The sequence below is a fragment of the Agrobacterium vitis genome, from assembly GCF_014926405.1.
Taxonomy (GTDB): Bacteria; Pseudomonadota; Alphaproteobacteria; order Rhizobiales; family Rhizobiaceae; genus Allorhizobium; species Allorhizobium vitis_H.
The window spans coordinates 2,196,347-2,212,483 of record NZ_JACXXJ020000005.1 but is presented as its reverse complement, the minus strand read 5'-3'; the positions used below and the strand labels follow the sequence as shown (position 1 = coordinate 2,212,483).

Sequence of the window (16,137 nt, the reverse complement as noted above, 5' to 3'; positions counted from 1 at the left end):
CTCCCCCTCAAGGGGGGAGATTGGATGGGGATGAGCGCCCATCTCGTTTGACACGTTACGCGCTTAGATGCGCGATCATGAATTAAGAGCGAGGGATAAACCGCTTGCTGATCTCCCCCCTTGAGGGGGAGATGCCCGGCAGGGCAGAGGGGGGTAAACCACACACCGCAGCGCATGTTTCCGCTGCTGTGGCCCCCCAAACCGCCCTTACTTGCAGACCGCCACAGCTCCGGCTTTCACGCCCTGGCACAACTCGCTCTTGGTGATCCACTTGGCATCCAGAACGACGTTGAGATTGTCCTTGGTGATGGCCTGCGGCATCAGGAATTGCGATTCCATTTCCACACCCTTGGTGCCGCCCTTGAACTTGGCGGTGCCGGGGATTTCGCTCATCTTCTTGCCACCAGCCAACGCCACGGCCACATCACCGGCCTTCTTGCCCAGCATGCGGCTGTCTTTCCAGACGGAGACGGTCTGGGTGCCAAGTGCGACGCGGTTCAACGCTGCCTTGTCGCCATCCTGACCGGAAACCGGCACGGAACCGGCAAGCCCCTGTGCTTCGAGCGCGGCGACAACGCCGCCCGCCATGCCGTCATTGGAAGAGACGACCGCATCGACCTTGTTGTTGTTGGCGGTCAAAAACTGCTCCATGTTTTTCTGGGCAATTTCCGGCTTCCAGCCATCGGTATAGGCTTCGCCAACATTCTTGATCTTGCCGCTGGCCATGGCGTCTTTCAGCACTTCCATCTGGCCGGAGAACACGAAATCGGCGTTCGGGTCGGTCGAGCCACCCTTGATGAACACGTAATTGCCTGTGGGCTTGACCTTCATCACTTCCTTGGCCTGCAAGCGGCCGACTTCCTTGTTGTCGAAGGTGATGTAATAGGTGTTGGGGTTCTCGATCAAACGGTCGTAGCCGATGACAGGAATGCCTTCCGCCGCAGCCTTTTCGATGGCCGGGCCAATGGCGCTCGAATCCTGGGCCAGCACGATCAGTGCGTTGGCGCCTTGCGCGATCAGGCTTTCGATATCGGTCAACTGCTTGGCGGCGGATGTCTGGGCGTCGGCGGAAATATACTTGGCGCCATGCGCCTTCAGCGCTTCCTTGATGGCGGCCTCATCGGTCTTCCAGCGCTCTTCCTGGAAGTTGGACCAGGACACGCCAACCACCAGATCCTTGGCATGAACAGGACCATAGGCAGACGTCATGACGGCAGCCACTGCCATCAGTTTCAAAACGGATTTCATTGTAAACCTCCCCAGGTGAAGGCAGCGCGGGCAGACCTCCTCGTCCGCCGCCACGCTGCCAGAAAACTGCCTCTGTTCCCCAATCATCAGGCTCTTTCAAGCCAGACGATTGTTTTTCTCGACAGTCGAGAAAATAACTGGCAGAAGAAATTCACCCTGTCAATACGCCTGTTGTGAGCATAAACGGGTGCATGGGGCGGGACCTGCAACACCTGTGAGTTTGCCCAGAGGGAAAGGAACAGCGCTTTTCCCAAAATGACAAATGGGGCATAGAAAAATCAGACCCTGCTGGTTCAGGATGACCCAGAAGGATGTGGGCGTTGCAGTGAAACAGATGCTTTGGGAGGGCATGTGGTTCAGGCAGAGATGACAGAAAACAGGAACAGGTCGGCGCATCGATGCTGATGAAATCCAGCACCGAACAGATCCGCCGCCAGAATTCGGCCCTGGTTCTCGCCGCCTTGCGGGTGGAGCAGGCCATGTCCCATACCCAGATCGCCGCCGTGACCGGTCTTGCCTCGGCAACCGTGACCGCCATTACCAGTGAGCTGGAACAGGCCGGTGTGATCGAGCGGCATGAGCAGCAGATTGCTGGCGCACGGGGCAGACCGCGTGTCGCCCTGTCGCGCCGCCGGGATTTCGCCTATGTGATGTCGGTCAGGATTTCCTCCGACCGGCTGAATTACACCCTGTCGGATTTTCGCGGCAAGCTGATGGACCGTTTCGAGGAGCAGCGCCCGCTTGATGTGTCTGCGGCAGGCTTTATCGAAGGGCTAGGCCGCAACCTTGCCCGTCTGGCCAGCCGCTCGAAACTGGAGCCGGAAAAGGTCGCCGTTCTCTCTGTCAGTTCCAAAGGCATTGTCGATGCGGGCGGCGCAAGACTGCTCTGGACACCAGTATTCGGCCAGCAACCGCTTGACCTCAAGGCGGGCCTTGGTGATTTCGAAAAGGCCATGGCTCTGCTCAGCAACGAGACCCTGCTGGTGGCTCACGGTCTCAGCCGCCGCATGGATGCCCAGGATGGCACGTTTCGCGGTCTGATCGCGCTGTCGCTCGGCCACAGCATCGGCCTTGGTATTGCAAGGCCGATGCCGGATGGCACGGTGGCGGTCAGCGCCCCGAATTTCGGCCATATGCTCAATACCGCCGACAGCAAATTGTGCCGCTGCGGCGCGCGCGGCTGTATCGAGGCTTCCGCCGGATTCTATGGCATTCTGCGCATGGCGTTCGAAGTGCGGCCCGATACCATTCCCGCCAAATTCGTGCCAATCACCGAAATGGACAAGATCGCGCTCTCGGCCCGCCAGGGCAATCGCATGGCCCAATATGCCTTCCGCCAGGCGGGGCTGGCGCTTGGCCAAGGCCTGTCACGGGTCTTCAGCCTCCACGAAACGCTCCCCGTCATCATCACTGGCCCCGGCACGCGCTATTATGACCTGCTGGCGCAGGGGCTAGAGGAGGGCCTTACCCAATCCCTGCAAGTCCGCCTCGACGGCGCCCCGCCGATCAGCCTTGTTGGCGACGAGGCCGATCTGGTGCAGGAAGGGCATGTGGATCATGCGCTGCGGGCGATTGATGAGCGGTTGTTTGGGAGTGGGGGATGACGCAACCGTTTTGCGGTTCAGTCATGCGAACCATCATGGATCAATCGACTTTGAGGGCTTTCATCCGCTTCGCTCTGACGATTTCCGCGAGTTTCTTGCGAATCTCAACAAAGAAGCTCTCCGGAACCATGCCATAGTCGCAACGGGTTTGATCGTGCGGCAAGGGAGCCAGCCGATCCGAGGGCCACGTGAACTGATTGATTTCAGATACGCGGACGTAATTAGCCTCCTGATCCAATCCGATAGCCTTGCAGATGTCCTCTGGGATGAGAATGGACTGGTCTTCTTCTCCGACTTCTGGATAGGAATGGGTGATCGGAACCACTGTCACCATACCTGACTCCTTGGACGTCAGCACGATTGCGCAGGGCCTATCTTTTCTGAAGCGGTCTTTATGCCAGGTGTAGCCAAACCGGATCACAAGACCCGGAACAGGGTCCGGCAGATTCACTTGGAAATCACGCCATATTGTGCGTTTTCAATTTCCCCCAGGAGATCGTCATCAATTTCGCTCGCGTGCAAAACCCGAACTTCCTGGCTTTTCAACCTGTTGAAGTGCTCCAACTCCTTCGGGCTGATATAGGCACCGACCACGCGGTCGTGCGAGGTGACCTCGATCACGCCGGCTTCGTAGACGTCCTCGCGGATCTTGCCGAATTGCCGCGAAAATGCACTGGCTGGAACTTGATGGGCCATCGTTGAACTCCTGAAGTAATTGCGTAAAATACGTAATTTTCGCAAATTTGTCAACGGATGCGGCTTGGCTCCGCGCACCTCACCAAATGCTTGACCGTCTCTCTACTGAGCAGGCGCCGAATAGTTAGACTCACGTTTCGCAGTAACGCTTCGCCGTTACACGCAGGCGCTCACTATATTCGTAAATCTCATCCAGCGAATTGATGATGACCCGTTCTTCCTGCTCTCCGTCAAAAAGGCCTATATACTTGACAGACCGATTGAACCAAAGGCGTGCCAAAGGTTTTCGATTGTTGTTGTCGATCAAGATGCCGCAATAGGTCTTTTGATCGCGCATAACCACTCTTGAGGGGCCGATAACCTCCCGGGCAATCGCCTTCACGATCATGTAGCCCTCCCGTTCTTCGTCTGTGGTGATGACGTCCTGGGCCTCTTCAACGGTTTGATCGATGGTCTCGATAACCTGCTCGGTTTCCGCAAGGGCGCTCGACAACCTGTTCTTTACCGTATCCATAATGACTTCGCGGAAGGCGGACCGGACGACCCCAGTTAGCATCTCCCGGACCTGGGACGTTATCCGGCCTTCGTAGATACCACTCGATACGATCCGAACGAAGTCCTCGCTTGGATCTTCAATGAGCTTTGCGATGACCTGCTTGATGCCCGACGTATATTTCAGCCTCTCTGCCGTTGCGAGAATGGCTGTTACATCGAAAGAGGCTTTCTCGAATTTTTTCAGTTCCGCGATAATGCTGGAATTGAAATCGGCGATATCGAAGACAAGGAACGGTCGAGTGTCCAATTTGTTCGGGGCGTCGAGGTCTGTATAAAAATTAAACGTCCGCCCATTGGTCAAAATTGCGAACTTGGCGTTCGTAACGCTGAAGTAGCGATATAATTGATCGAGATGTTTCTTCTCCAGCAATGTCGAGATCGGTTTGCACTCGATCAGTATGCGGATTTCATTGTCGATATTGATCGCGTAATCGACCTTCTCGCCTTTTTTCCCAACGGCGTCGGCGGTGAATTCGGGGACAACTTCGCCGGGGTCGAAGACATCATAGCCAAGGGCTCGTAAAAACGGCAGAACGACGGCTGTCTTCACGGCTTCTTCGGTTGCCATACTGCTGGAATGCGATTTCACTCTTTCGGAAATCGCTCTCAAACTTTCTTCGATTGTGCTCATGATGCCCCCGCAAACTATGGTCGCATAGTTCGCGCATAGCGCGTTCGTCGTCAATAGCTCAAGTCAGCCATGTGTCTACATAAACATCTCACACCAACGCCCCATCCACAATCACCTGCAAGCGCCCCTGGCTACACGCCTCGATGCGGGCATCGACGCGGTAGACGTCGCGAAGCAGGGTGGGGGTGATGACGTCTTCGGTGGGGCCGGAGGCGATCAGCTTGCCGCCGCCGATGACGAGGGTGCGGCTGCAATAGCGAAGCGCATGGTTGAGGTCGTGCAGCGCGATCAGCACGGCAATGCCTTCGCGGGTGGCGATCTTGCGCATGAAGTCCAGCACTTCGATCTGCCGGAACAGGTCGAGCGCTGAGGTCGGCTCGTCCATCAGCAGCACTTCCGGCTTGCGCACCAGCGCCTGGGCAATCGCCACCAATTGCCGCTGGCCGCCCGAGAGTGCGCCGAGATCGCGGAAGGCGAGATCGGAAATGCGCAGCGCGGCCAGAATCCGGTCGATATCGTTGAGTTCGCCATCGGCCACCCGCCAGCCGCCGCCCTGTTTGGCGGCCAGCAGCACGCTTTCGTAGACGGTCAGCACCGCATTGGCGCCGGTATCCTGTGGCATGTAACAGATCGGGCGGTAGCCTTCGCGCACATCTTCCACGGCAACCACGCCGGGGCCGGAAATCAGCCCGGCAATGCGCTTGAACAGGGTGGATTTGCCCGCCGCATTCGGGCCGATCAGCGCGGTCATTTCACCGCCGGTCAGCCAATCGGTGCTGATGTCTTCAAAAACCTGGGCGCGGCCATAGCGGGCGCCGACGCGGTCGAGCTTCAGGCTTACCATGCGCGCCTCCTGTTGGTGAAAATCAGTGAGAAGAAGAACGGAACGCCGACCAGTGCGGTGATCACCCCGATGGGGAGAATGGCGCCGGGGATCAGCATTTTCGACACGACCGAGGTGACGGACAGCAGCAGCGCTCCGCAGATGACCGAGCCGGGCAGGAAGAACCGCTGGTCTTCACCAACCAGCATCCGGGCGATATGTGGCCCGACCAGACCGATAAAGCCGATGGTGCCGACAAAGGACACTGGAATGGCAGCCAGCAGGCTGACCAGCATCATGGTTTCCAGCCGGAGCGCCCGGACATTGACGCCAAGGCTGGCTGCCTTGTCATCGCCCAGCCGCAGCGCCGTCAGCGCCCAAGCGCGGCGCGCAAACAGCGGCACCGAGATAACCAGCACGGCCAGCGTCACACCAACCTTCATCCAGGTCGCCTTGGTCAGGCTGCCCATAGTCCAGAACACCACGGCGGCCAGCGCCTGTTCCGAGGCCAGATATTCGAGCAGCGACAACAGCGCGTTGAAGGTGAAAACCAGCGCAATGCCCAGCAACACGATGGTTTCCACCGTCACACCGCGCATGGTGGAAACGCCGTAGATGAACAGCGAGGCGAGCATCGCCATCAGGAAGGCATTGATCGGCACCATGAACTCAATGGCCGCCGGAAACACGGCAATGCCGCCGACCAGCGCCAGCGCTGCGCCAAAACCGGCGGCGGCCGAAATGCCGAGGGTAAACGGGCTTGCCAGCGGATTGGCGAGAATGGTCTGCATCTGCGCCCCCGCCAGCGACAGACAGGCGCCGACGGTGACAGCCATCAGCGCAATCGGCATGCGGATATCCCAGATCACCACCCGGATCTGGTTGGTGACGCTATCGGGGGTGAAAATCGCCGAAAGCACCTGCGATAGTGTGTAGCGGGCCGGGCCAAGCGCCATATCAACGGCAACGCTTGTGGCTAGAGCCGCCAGCAGGCACAGGAGAATGGTGACGCGCCGGGCGGTCAGCGCGCGGTATTGGCTACGACCCTTTCCTTCACCCTGCACCTCAGCGGCGTTCTCAATGGCAACAGTCATCAGTTTGATCCTTTTTCGTCGTCCGACGGGTTCATTGAGACGAAATAGCCCGGCTTATAGGCGACTGGCAGGAATTTCTGGTGAAATTCCCGGAAGGTCCGGTCAGGGTCAAGATCGGCAAACAGCTCCGGGTGGAACCATTTGGCGAATTGCTGGATAGGAACAAATTCATAGGGCACGCCGTAGAACTGGTGCCACGCGGCATGAACCTGGCGATTGCGCACGCCGGCAAGCCCGTCGAAGCCGGTGCGCTCGATCAGGGTTTGCAGCTTGGCGCGGGCCTTTTCGGGATCGGCACCTCGCCCGACATGCACGAAACGGTTGGTCTTGGATTCCGCCAGCCAGTTGGAGCCGGTAACGATGATCTGGGCCGGATCGGAGGCGATCAGCTGTTCGATGCTGATTTCGCCAAAGGTGGTGGAGATGATGTCGGAGGCAATATTATGCCCGCCAGCGATCTCGATCATCTGGCCGAAATTGGCCGGGCCGAAGGTGCGGCAGCAGCCGCCTTCTGCATCATTGCCCGGCGCGCGTTCCATGAAGACAGCAGGGCGTTTCAGGTCCTTCACAGCGGTCAGCCGGTCGGTGACAATTGCAATCTGCTGGCGGCGATAGGCGATCAGCTCTTTCGCCTTGTCTTCTGCGCCAAAAATCTGGCCGAGGATTTCAATGGATTTCTCGGTATTCTTGTCAGGATCGAGGCGGAAATCGACATAGACGACCTGAATGCCCGCCGCTGCCGCTTTTTCCTCCAGCCCGCTTTCACGCGCCGCCTGTAACACTTCCAGATTAAGCGTCATCACATCGGGATGCAGGGCAATCGCTGCTTCCAAGCTGAAACCGCCCTGCGGCAGATAGCCGAATTGCGGCAGCTTGGCGATCTCAGGGAAGCGCTCGACATAAGCGGCGTAGCTGTCGGGGTCCTTTTTCACCATGTCATCGCGCCAGCCGACAATGGTGTCGAAGGTCTTGTGCCCGGCCAGCGCCGCGATGGTGTGGATCTGCCGGGCCTCGCCGACCAGAACCCGCTTTGCAGGCAGGTCGAGTGTCACCGTGCGGCCAGCGACATCGGTAATCTCGGCGGCTAGCGCAGGTGCGGCCATAAACGGCAAAAGGGCGACGAGCGCCCGCATGATCATTCTGAAAGTCATCAACAAACCTCTTTATATAAATTCCGGCGGCAAGTGCCAGCCGCCGGAAGCCTTTGAAAGTATTAGAGACCCGTGTTCAGCGAGACGAAATAGCCGGAACGGTAAGCAACCGGCAGGAAGCGCTCGTGCAGTTCCTTGAAAGTCGCTTCCGGGTCCAGATCTCCAAACAGCTCGGGATGCAACCATTTGGCGATCTGCTGCACGGCGACGAACTGATAGGGATTGTTGTAGAACTGGTGCCAGATGGCGTGGACATTGCCATCCTTCACCGCCTTGATATCGGTAAAGGCAGGGCGTTTCATCAGGTCAGCCAGCTTCTTTTGGGCCAGTGCCTTGTCGGCGCCGGGGCCAACGCCAACCCATTTGCCGCCGGGGACATACAATTCCCAATTGGCACCTGTGACGATCACCTGATCGGGGTTGGAGGCAATGATCTGCTCTGGATTGACGGTGCCGAACGTGCCGGGAATGATGGTTCCGGCCATGTTGACGCCACCAGCGAGCTGCACCATCTTGCCGAAATTCTCGTTGCCGAACGACATGCAGCAATCGTCGCTATAGCCACCGGCGCGTTCCATGAACACGACAGGCTTTTTCAGGTCTTTCGCGTTGGCCAGCGTCTCGGTGACGCGCTTGATCTGCGCATCGTGGAACTCAACGAACTCTTCGGCGCGCTTTTCCTTGCCATAGAGCTTGCCGATCAGCCGCATCGACGGGTCGGTATTTTCCATGGCCTTTTCGCGGAAATCGACATAAACGAGGGGAATGCCGACCTTGGCAAGCTTTTCGATATAACCGCTTTCCTCGGTCGCCGATTTGGCGTCGATATTCATGATAATCACGTCAGGCTTCAGCGTCACGGCCTGTTCGATATCGAATGTGCCATCCTTCATGCCGCCAAAGGTCGGGATTTTTGCCATCTCAGGGAATTTTTCCAGATAGGCATTGTATCCGTCCAGATCGGCCTTCTGAAAATCGTCGCGCCAGCCAACGATGCGCTTGAACGGTGTTTCGGTATCGAGGGCGGCGGTGAAATAGATCTGGCGGCCTTCACCGAGGATCACCCGCTCTACCGGCACGCTGACCTCGACCTCACGGCCGGTAATATCCTTGATCTTCACCATCTCGCCAGCGTTTGCCACGCTGGAAAAAAGTGCGAGCGAAAGTGCTGCGGCGCAAGCCACCCCATGAACGTTGAACACGTTTGCCTCCAAATATAATATGCTGTTGCGCAAGTCTTATGCACAAGTCTGATTGCGGGATGGCGTCCCCACCGGTCCCCGCGTTCTCGACCTGCACAGTGTTTCGCCGTGGATTTATGTTTTTATGAGTTTGACAGTCAAGAAATATCTTTTAGAAGAATTCCAGAGATATTGAGGGGTTTCGCGGGCATGACGCAGACGGCAATGCAACAGAATTACAACCTGAAAGACGAGATCAAGGCCTATTGGTCGGCCCGCGCCGAAACCTTCGACAGCCAGCCGGGCCACGAGATCTTTTCCGAAAACGAGCGCGGCGCCTGGCATGCGCTGATCCGTAAACATCTGGGCGCTGGCGAGGGTCGCAAGGTGCTGGATCTGGCGTCAGGCACCGGCGTCGTCTCGCATCTGCTGGATGATCTCGGGTTTTCAGTGACCGGGATGGATTGGGCTGAACCGATGCTGGAACGCGCCCGCGCCAAGGCCAAATCCCGTGGCCGCAATATCCGCTTCCTGATCGGTGACGCCGAAAACACCATGGAGGCGGAGGCAAGCTACGACGCCATTACCAATCGTCATCTGGTCTGGACGCTGGTCGATCCGCTCACAGCCTTTAGGGAATGGCACCGCGTGCTGAAACCCGGCGGCAAGCTGCTGATCGTCGATGGCGATTTCGTCAATCCCAGCCCGCTTGCCAAACTGACCGGCCTGCTGGCCAAGCTGGCGTCACGCCTTGGCATCGGCAAAACCGTCGCCCATCACGGCCCGGCATCGTCGCTAGTGGAAACCCACAGGAGCATTCTCTCACGGGTGTATTTTTCTGATGGCGCCAGGGCGGATGCCGTTGTGGCCCTGTTGAAAGAGGCAGGTTTTTCCTCCGTGACGGTTGATACAGACTTGCGCGCCATCAACCGGGCGCAACGCGCCAATTTCGGATTTTTGAAGGGGCTAGAGCGGGCAACCCAGCATCGCTATGCGATTTGCGCTCTGCGGTGATCAGTGGGCCGTCTGCACCCTTGTCTTTATCCTTGTTTTGTTAAATAACCTTCGGTTGAGATCGTGTTGTAATCTGCATCACCCCGTCGTCTGCAGGGGCATGAGGGTATCATCACGTCCAATGGTGCAAGCCTTAGCCTCCAGGTTGCAGAAATGGACACTGTTAATTACACACACCATCTTTCCACTTTTGTTGATGTCGTGCGCGCAGGTTCATTTTCGGCGGTGGCAAGACGTCAAGGCATGAAGCCTTCTTCTATTGCCCGTAAGATTGACATGCTTGAGGACTATTTTGGTGCCGCACTTTTTGTGCGATCCACACGGGCGCTGATGCTGACAGATGTTGGCGAAGTGCTGGTGGCGCGGGCAGAGGTTATTCTCAACGAGCTGAACGCCATGCGCGTCGAGATCAAATCCATCAAAGACAATCTTGATGGGCCGCTTCGTATCAGTTGCCTTCCCACATTTGGCAAGTTGCATATTTTGCCTTGGTTGCCAAAATTGCGTGAGAGTTTTCCCCGCATGACGGTGGAGCTGGATTTGACAGAGAGGATTGCCAATCCGTCGATTGAACGGCTTGATGCCGTTTTGCGCATTGGTCCTTTGAACGACAGCGGGCTTTATGCGAAAACCATTGGCGTTCAGCGTTGGCTTGTGTGCGCAAGCCCCGCCTATCTTGATCGATCTGGAAAACCAGCAGGCTGGAGCCAGCTTGCTGGGCATGCAATTGTCGATAAATTGCATGATCCGGCTGGAATTTGCTGGCATGGAGCGCTTGATCCGCAGCAGTATTCGGCCATGTTCATAGGCTTTCGCTGCAATGATTTTGATGGGTTGCGACAGGCAGCGCTTGGTGGGCTAGGCTTGGCTTATCTGCCGGATTGGGTGGCGTTGCCAGATATCACGGCGGGGAGGCTGGTGAAGCTTTTCGACGATAGCAAACGCGGTGACGAGCCTATCTCTCTGTTGCGGGCGTCTTCCAAGCCTTCGGCCAGACTCCAGATTTTTCATGACGCGCTCCTTGATCACTTGCGCAAATTTTCTGAAACTGGGCATGGCGTAGAGTGACATGTTTTATAAGGACAGGATCATTGCTGATCCTGCCTCTGGGCTGGGCTGAGCGCGCTCTTGGGGCGACTGACGAAGTTCAGTCCGATCACGCTGAAAGATGCGAACAAGCCTAAACCGGCAATGCCGAACCAGCCATAGTGCGCGCCAACACTGGCACCCAAATTGGTCCCCACAGCGCCGCCAAGGAAATAAATTGACATGAAAACGGTGTTCAGGCGGCTGCGCGCGCGCGGGTCCAGTGAAAGTGCGCGGATTTGGTTTCCGACCAGACCCGCTCTGCCGCCGAGATCAAGAATAATCATTCCGATGATCAGGAAGAACAGTTGATGCGTGGTGAAAGCAATCAACATGAACGCCAGCATATTGAGGCTCGCGCCGGATAAAACAACGCGGCGTGCGCCAATTTTATCCGCTAATTTGCCGATAAAAGGGGCTGAAAGGGTTCCGATCAACCCAGCAAACCCGAATGCCCCGATCTGGGCGCTGTTTAAATGAAATGGGGCTTGGCCCGCCAGAAGGGCAAGGCTTCCCCAAAGCGCACTGAAGGAGCCAAACATCAAAGCGCCGCTGAGGGCGGGGAGGTGCAACTCCGGCTGCTTGGCCAAATGCCACAGGGATTTCATGAATGTAGCATAGGGCTCTTTGACGTCTGGGACATTTTTCGGAATGATCGTCATAGCGAAAGGCACGAGCGCCAGATTGATCACGGTTGCGACGACATACATTGCGCGCCAACCTTCATATTCGCCAATGATGCCCGACAGCGCACGGGCAATCAGCACACCAGCCAGCAAGCCGCTTGTGACAATGCCCATCGCATGGCCACGCCGGTTTTCGCGTGCATAGAGAGAAACGGCGGGAATAATAATCTGCCCACCAACAGAGGTCATGCCAATCACGATGTTCGACACGCCTAAAGCAAAAAGGCTTGTCGAACATGCGGCGCAAAGTGACCCCAGTGCGTTTAACGTGATAAGACCCACAAGTAGACCGCGCCGCGAGAGCCGATCACCCAGAGGCACAAAGACCACCAGACCGGCCGCATAAGAGAGTTGGACGATGGTGGCTATGACACTGACTGAGCCTGCCTCTCCGCCAAATTCTTGGGCAATAAGCCCCAACATAGGCTGACTGTAGTAGATATTTGCGACGCAAAAGGCGCAGATTGTTGCCAGAAAAAAGAGATTCCTATTTGAATCAAGCATGGCGAGAGGCCTTAAAGTAATCAATGGGTTGGTCCGACTGGAAATTCGACTATGCCGCACATGATTCCATCATGGTTGGTGCTGGTAAGAATTCCTGACTCTGCAAGTAGCTCAAATACGTATCTAGTAACTCAAACTTGAGTCGGGGGGGCCAGACATCATTTTCGATCGTTGCAGCGCAGACATTGTCGTAGCGGTATTTGTGAATTTCTCGTCCAAAACGTAGGATTTTTTCGTGAGCGTTGTCGCTGCCGTAAAGTGGTAGAAGACGATAAAGTGGATTACTGTCACCATCAGACAAAAGTAACTTCTGCCATTCATAGAAAGGAATTATCGATATTTCATATCCTCGTGCATTTAGCCACTGAACGACATTTTTCCACTCGATCAAACCTGTAAAATTGAATAGATTTAAAACGTGTCCACCCTCAATAGTATACTTTGGAGCATTCATAATTTTTACTGTGTAATCAACGGGTGTGAAGTTGATTGTTCTATCTAGCTCTGGCGCATAGCCGAGTTGAATGCAGCTTTTTACGAAAAGCATAAACTGGTTATTTTCAAATAAAGAAACTCCAGACGTACTGTGTCCGGATATATAACCGAGGCGAAACAGGTTTGTTTTACCCCCTTCGGCTATGAATTTTGCTTGTAGTTTTTCTCCTTCCCATTTTGAAAGCAGATATCCCATATCAGATTCTAGGGCTGTGTTGTCTGGAAAGTCCTCTAGATAATTACCAATGCTATCCCGCGTAACTGCGGAGCCTAACGTTGATACGAAATTCACGATTTTCTGCTTCCCACGGGAAGCCATGATAATGGCATCTGCCATGCTATCTACATTGGGTTTCTTGAGCAATTGATAAGGCTGAATGTGATTCACCCGCGCGGCGACATGATGGATAAGATCGGCTTCCTGACATATCATTTCGTAGGTGGAGTTCAGACAGTCCAAAACGGGGCATTGTTATGTCACCTTCCACGACTTGGATCTGATCGGTAAATAAATAAGCCCTATCCATCTCTATGGAGAATTTCTTGAATGAAAGTAGAATTCTATCCCTATCATTTTGCGGATCGAACCTGCGGCACAAAGTATAAATTTTCCCGATATGAGAACTTTTGAGCATTTCGGTAAGAAGGTATGCGCCTATGAAACCAGTTGCACCTGTAAGAAAAACGTTTTTCTTTTCGCTCATATCAATGCCCTTTATATTGAGAGACCTGAACTCCAAGGTTGAGGGCATGTCACATCATTGTGCGGAGCAACAAAAGAACCGTGCGCTGCAAAACAGCTTCCAATTTTTCACGCAAATGGTTTGAAGGAATGCGCACAATAGTTGTTTTTTTATAAATTACCACTATAAGGTTTCTATCGGAACGCCGACTTCATGTGGTGAAACGGTGCTGCTGCGTGCTGGCTGTGCCGGATGGCAAGCCACAATGACCACTTGACTTTTCCTCTGTAAGGAGGGATCTATTCAATCATGATCGACACGCGCGCAACCATTTCCTGCACGTATTTTTGGGCCTACCGGTAGCCGGCGGCCTGACAGATCACCATGTCAACAGGCCGCCGTCAGGCGGCCTTGTTGTTTGAACGAGCTTCCCTGACGGCGGTATTTCAAGAGGGAAGCAGCCATGACTGAAGATAGCGACATTACCCTGCCAAGACCTGCAATGGTCAGCATTCGCAATGCCCAGCCCGGCGACCTGCCGGAGTTGAACGAGATGATCGCGGCCTTGGTCGCCCATCACGGTGATGCCTCGGACATGACCCCGCAAACGCTGAAACGCGACCTGTTCGGCCCCATGCCGTGGATCACAGCACTTGTGGCCGATGGCGGTGAACAGCTGATCGGCTACGCCATTCTGATGCCGCTTTACAGGGCCAATGAAGGCAAGCGTGGCATGGAAATGCTGCATCTCTATGTGCGTGACGGTCAGCGGGGCAATGGCATCGGCCAGCACCTTATCAACCGCGCCCGTGATGTAGCGCGCCAGTCCGGCTGTGATTACCTTTCGGTGTCCGCCGCCACCGGCAATTTCGCCGCCCATCGTTTCTACGAGCAGATGGAGTTCTCCGCCCGTCCGGTGACCGGCATGCGCTATATTCAGGCGCTGGCCTGAAGGCGCCGAAGACGACAGGGGAGACGAGATCATGACCCGCATCGCAATCGCTTTGGCCGAGGATTATGCCGATTGGGAAATCGCTCTGTTGACCGCCGTGGCGCGCAGTTTTCTCGACCTGGATATCGTTTATGCGTCGCCGCAGGGCGAGCCGGTCACATCCATGGGCGGCGTGAAGGTAACACCGGATTGCGCCTATGCCGCGCTGGACACCAAAGCCTTCGATGCGCTGATCATTCCGGGCGGCATGAGTTGGGAAAAGGGCAATGCGCCGGATCTTTCCGGTCTGGTGGATGGGTTTCGCGCCAGCAACACGCTGATTGCCGGAATCTGTGCCGCGGCGAGTGCGCTGGCTGGCACTGGCGTCCTCAATGACGTTTCCCATACCGGTAACGGTCTCGCCGCGCATAAGGTCTATGCTGCCTATCTCGGAGATGCGCTCTACATGCATCAGCCGCAGGCGGTTTCGGATGGTGGCATTATCACCGCTGCCGGCACTTCACCCTTCACCTTCACGGTGGAGATCCTGAAAGCTCTTGATCTCTGGACGCCGGAGATTCAAGCGGAAATGCAGGGCTTTGCCGCTGAACATTCCTGAACGCTTGCAGTCGTCGTGAGACGTGGTTTCGCAACGACGTGCCTGTTTTCGGAAGGCTCGAAGATGGCTTGCCACTCAAGGTTCTTTATCTGCGGGCATGCCTGGGGCAAGCCCGGCCTTCTATATTAGACCTTCTTGAAGAAGGTGAAAGTGACGATATCGCATGACTTCGGCAATGCTCAAGAAAACCGACCAAACGAGGGCTGAGACACTCGCCATGGAAAACCGGCGGATAGAAAGCGCTATCCGCGCGCTTCTCGACCGGCATTCCGACCCCGCCCTGCATCGCTGGGTGCGCGAAACCGTAGGGGCATTTGAGGCGCGGCTTGCCGGTATCGTCGATCCGTCCGAGCGCGATCAGGCCCGCCATGCGGCGCTGGTTCTGATCAGGACGACATTGCAGGAATGGTCGAGAAACCCGGTTTCGCAGCACTAAAGCTAAAGCCGCCGCGTAAAAGTGTATCTCGGTTTTCCGATAACGACACGCAATTAAACAGAGATCACAAAATGTGCGAGCGGCTATAAAACATCGCGCCCCGTTTTGTTCATCATACGGTTTTTCCTAGTTTTGATGCTGGTGATAGTTAAGTTAGGACCATGGAGGCTCGTCCTTTTTCGCCAGTGTGGAATGTGTTTTAAGTGAACGTTCCCCATCAAAGTGAGTGCCCAATGACATCATATCTTATGGACCTTCGCGGTTTGATCGGAAACCGCTTAATTTTACTCCCTTCTGTTGCGGGCGTCATTCATGACCATACCGGCAAGTTGCTTTTGCAAGAGAAGGCATCAGGGGAGGGGTGGAGCCTCCCTTCTGGCGCAATCGAACCCGGCGAAACGCCGCAGGACGCCGTCATCCGGGAGGTAAAGGAAGAGACTGGCCTCGTCGTCTCCTCAACCGGCATTCTGGGCGTTTTTGGTGGACGTGAGTTTCGGTACGTCTACCCGAATGGCCATCAAGTCGAGTATGTGGTGACGTTGTTTAAGTGCCGGGTGCATGAAGGCGGGGGCAAGTGGACGGATACTGAGACAAAATCACTTCGATATTTTGCCATCGATGACATGCCGTCCCTCGCGTTGCCTTATCCTCTTCCGGCTCTGTTCTCGTAGATAGTGCAGCTTAGCGGAAATCACATTTC

General features: G+C 55.7%; 18 protein-coding genes. 7 read left to right on the top strand and 11 right to left on the bottom strand.

Features of this window, described 5'->3' with window-relative positions; genetic code table 11:
* Nucleotides 1-207: 207 nt before the first annotated feature.
* Nucleotides 208-1,248, bottom strand: a complete 1,041-nt coding sequence (xylF, locus tag IEI95_RS21630; RefSeq protein WP_156533941.1) for a D-xylose ABC transporter substrate-binding protein — start codon at nt 1,246-1,248, stop codon at nt 208-210.
* A 398-nt stretch (nt 1,249-1,646) separates the two neighbouring features.
* Here xylF and IEI95_RS21625 point away from each other — a divergent pair, with 398 nt between their 5' ends.
* Entirely contained in the window at nt 1,647-2,852 is a 1,206-nt protein-coding gene (locus IEI95_RS21625; RefSeq protein WP_194416996.1) for an ROK family transcriptional regulator, read from the top strand.
* A gap of 40 nt (nt 2,853-2,892) precedes the next feature.
* Here IEI95_RS21625 and IEI95_RS21620 read toward each other — a convergent pair whose 3' ends face one another.
* The 7 genes from IEI95_RS21620 to IEI95_RS21590 form a co-directional block, all read right to left on the bottom strand.
* Nucleotides 2,893-3,186: a hypothetical protein gene (locus IEI95_RS21620; RefSeq protein WP_234891928.1), complete on the bottom strand. Its 294-nt coding sequence runs from the start codon at nt 3,184-3,186 to the stop codon at nt 2,893-2,895.
* Between the two features lie 113 nt (nt 3,187-3,299).
* Nucleotides 3,300-3,548, bottom strand: coding sequence for a hypothetical protein (locus IEI95_RS21615; protein ID WP_156537720.1), 249 nt, complete (start codon nt 3,546-3,548; stop codon nt 3,300-3,302).
* A gap of 130 nt (nt 3,549-3,678) precedes the next feature.
* Nucleotides 3,679-4,734 carry a type I restriction endonuclease gene (locus IEI95_RS21610; protein WP_194417340.1) on the bottom strand — a complete coding sequence of 352 codons (1,056 nt, stop codon included), beginning with the start codon at nt 4,732-4,734 and terminating at the stop codon, nt 3,679-3,681.
* Nucleotides 4,735-4,822: 88 nt separating this feature from the next.
* Nucleotides 4,823-5,578: an ABC transporter ATP-binding protein gene (locus tag IEI95_RS21605; protein WP_071202797.1), complete on the bottom strand. Its 756-nt coding sequence runs from the start codon at nt 5,576-5,578 to the stop codon at nt 4,823-4,825.
* Entirely contained in the window at nt 5,572-6,651 is a 1,080-nt protein-coding gene (locus tag IEI95_RS21600; RefSeq protein WP_194416995.1) for a FecCD family ABC transporter permease, read from the bottom strand. The genes IEI95_RS21605 and IEI95_RS21600 overlap by 7 nt, the downstream gene beginning before the upstream one ends.
* The gene (locus tag IEI95_RS21595; RefSeq protein WP_194416994.1) at nt 6,651-7,802 is read right to left on the bottom strand and encodes an ABC transporter substrate-binding protein; all 1,152 of its coding nucleotides are present in this window, start codon (nt 7,800-7,802) and stop codon (nt 6,651-6,653) included. The genes IEI95_RS21600 and IEI95_RS21595 overlap by 1 nt, the downstream gene beginning before the upstream one ends.
* 62 nt (nt 7,803-7,864) lie before the next feature.
* Nucleotides 7,865-9,004: an ABC transporter substrate-binding protein gene (locus IEI95_RS21590; protein WP_194416993.1), complete on the bottom strand. Its 1,140-nt coding sequence runs from the start codon at nt 9,002-9,004 to the stop codon at nt 7,865-7,867.
* A 189-nt stretch (nt 9,005-9,193) separates the two neighbouring features.
* On the opposite strand from IEI95_RS21590, the gene IEI95_RS21585 reads away from it, so the two are divergent.
* Nucleotides 9,194-9,997, top strand: a complete 804-nt coding sequence (locus IEI95_RS21585) for a class I SAM-dependent methyltransferase (RefSeq protein ID WP_194416992.1) — start codon at nt 9,194-9,196, stop codon at nt 9,995-9,997.
* A 153-nt stretch (nt 9,998-10,150) separates the two neighbouring features.
* The gene (locus tag IEI95_RS21580; RefSeq protein WP_156533922.1) at nt 10,151-11,065 is read left to right on the top strand and encodes a LysR family transcriptional regulator; all 915 of its coding nucleotides are present in this window, start codon (nt 10,151-10,153) and stop codon (nt 11,063-11,065) included.
* Nucleotides 11,066-11,085: 20 nt separating this feature from the next.
* Here the strand turns inward: IEI95_RS21580 and IEI95_RS21575 are convergent, their stop codons facing one another.
* Genes IEI95_RS21575 through IEI95_RS29650 form a run of 3 tightly spaced genes read right to left on the bottom strand, consistent with a single transcriptional unit; the run spans nt 11,086 to nt 13,472 of the window.
* Nucleotides 11,086-12,273, bottom strand: a complete 1,188-nt coding sequence (locus tag IEI95_RS21575) for an MFS transporter (RefSeq protein WP_156533920.1) — start codon at nt 12,271-12,273, stop codon at nt 11,086-11,088.
* 49 nt (nt 12,274-12,322) lie between these two features.
* Complete coding sequence (locus IEI95_RS21570) at nt 12,323-13,201, bottom strand: SDR family oxidoreductase (protein WP_273545181.1); 879 nt, start codon at nt 13,199-13,201, stop codon at nt 12,323-12,325.
* The gene (locus IEI95_RS29650; protein WP_273545180.1) at nt 13,107-13,472 is read right to left on the bottom strand and encodes an SDR family oxidoreductase; all 366 of its coding nucleotides are present in this window, start codon (nt 13,470-13,472) and stop codon (nt 13,107-13,109) included. Before IEI95_RS29650 ends, IEI95_RS21570 begins: the two co-directional genes overlap by 95 nt.
* 442 nt (nt 13,473-13,914) lie before the next feature.
* Between IEI95_RS29650 and IEI95_RS21565 the strand changes: the two genes are divergently transcribed.
* From IEI95_RS21565 to IEI95_RS21550, 4 genes are all read left to right on the top strand, one after another.
* Entirely contained in the window at nt 13,915-14,403 is a 489-nt protein-coding gene (locus tag IEI95_RS21565) for a GNAT family N-acetyltransferase (protein WP_156537725.1), read from the top strand.
* Nucleotides 14,404-14,434: 31 nt separating this feature from the next.
* The gene (locus tag IEI95_RS21560; RefSeq protein WP_156537726.1) at nt 14,435-15,001 is read left to right on the top strand and encodes a type 1 glutamine amidotransferase family protein; all 567 of its coding nucleotides are present in this window, start codon (nt 14,435-14,437) and stop codon (nt 14,999-15,001) included.
* Between the two features lie 163 nt (nt 15,002-15,164).
* The gene (locus IEI95_RS21555) at nt 15,165-15,437 is read left to right on the top strand and encodes a hypothetical protein (protein WP_234889242.1); all 273 of its coding nucleotides are present in this window, start codon (nt 15,165-15,167) and stop codon (nt 15,435-15,437) included.
* Nucleotides 15,438-15,670: 233 nt separating this feature from the next.
* The gene (locus tag IEI95_RS21550) at nt 15,671-16,108 is read left to right on the top strand and encodes an NUDIX domain-containing protein (protein ID WP_070150296.1); all 438 of its coding nucleotides are present in this window, start codon (nt 15,671-15,673) and stop codon (nt 16,106-16,108) included.
* Nucleotides 16,109-16,137: the final 29 nt, after the last annotated feature.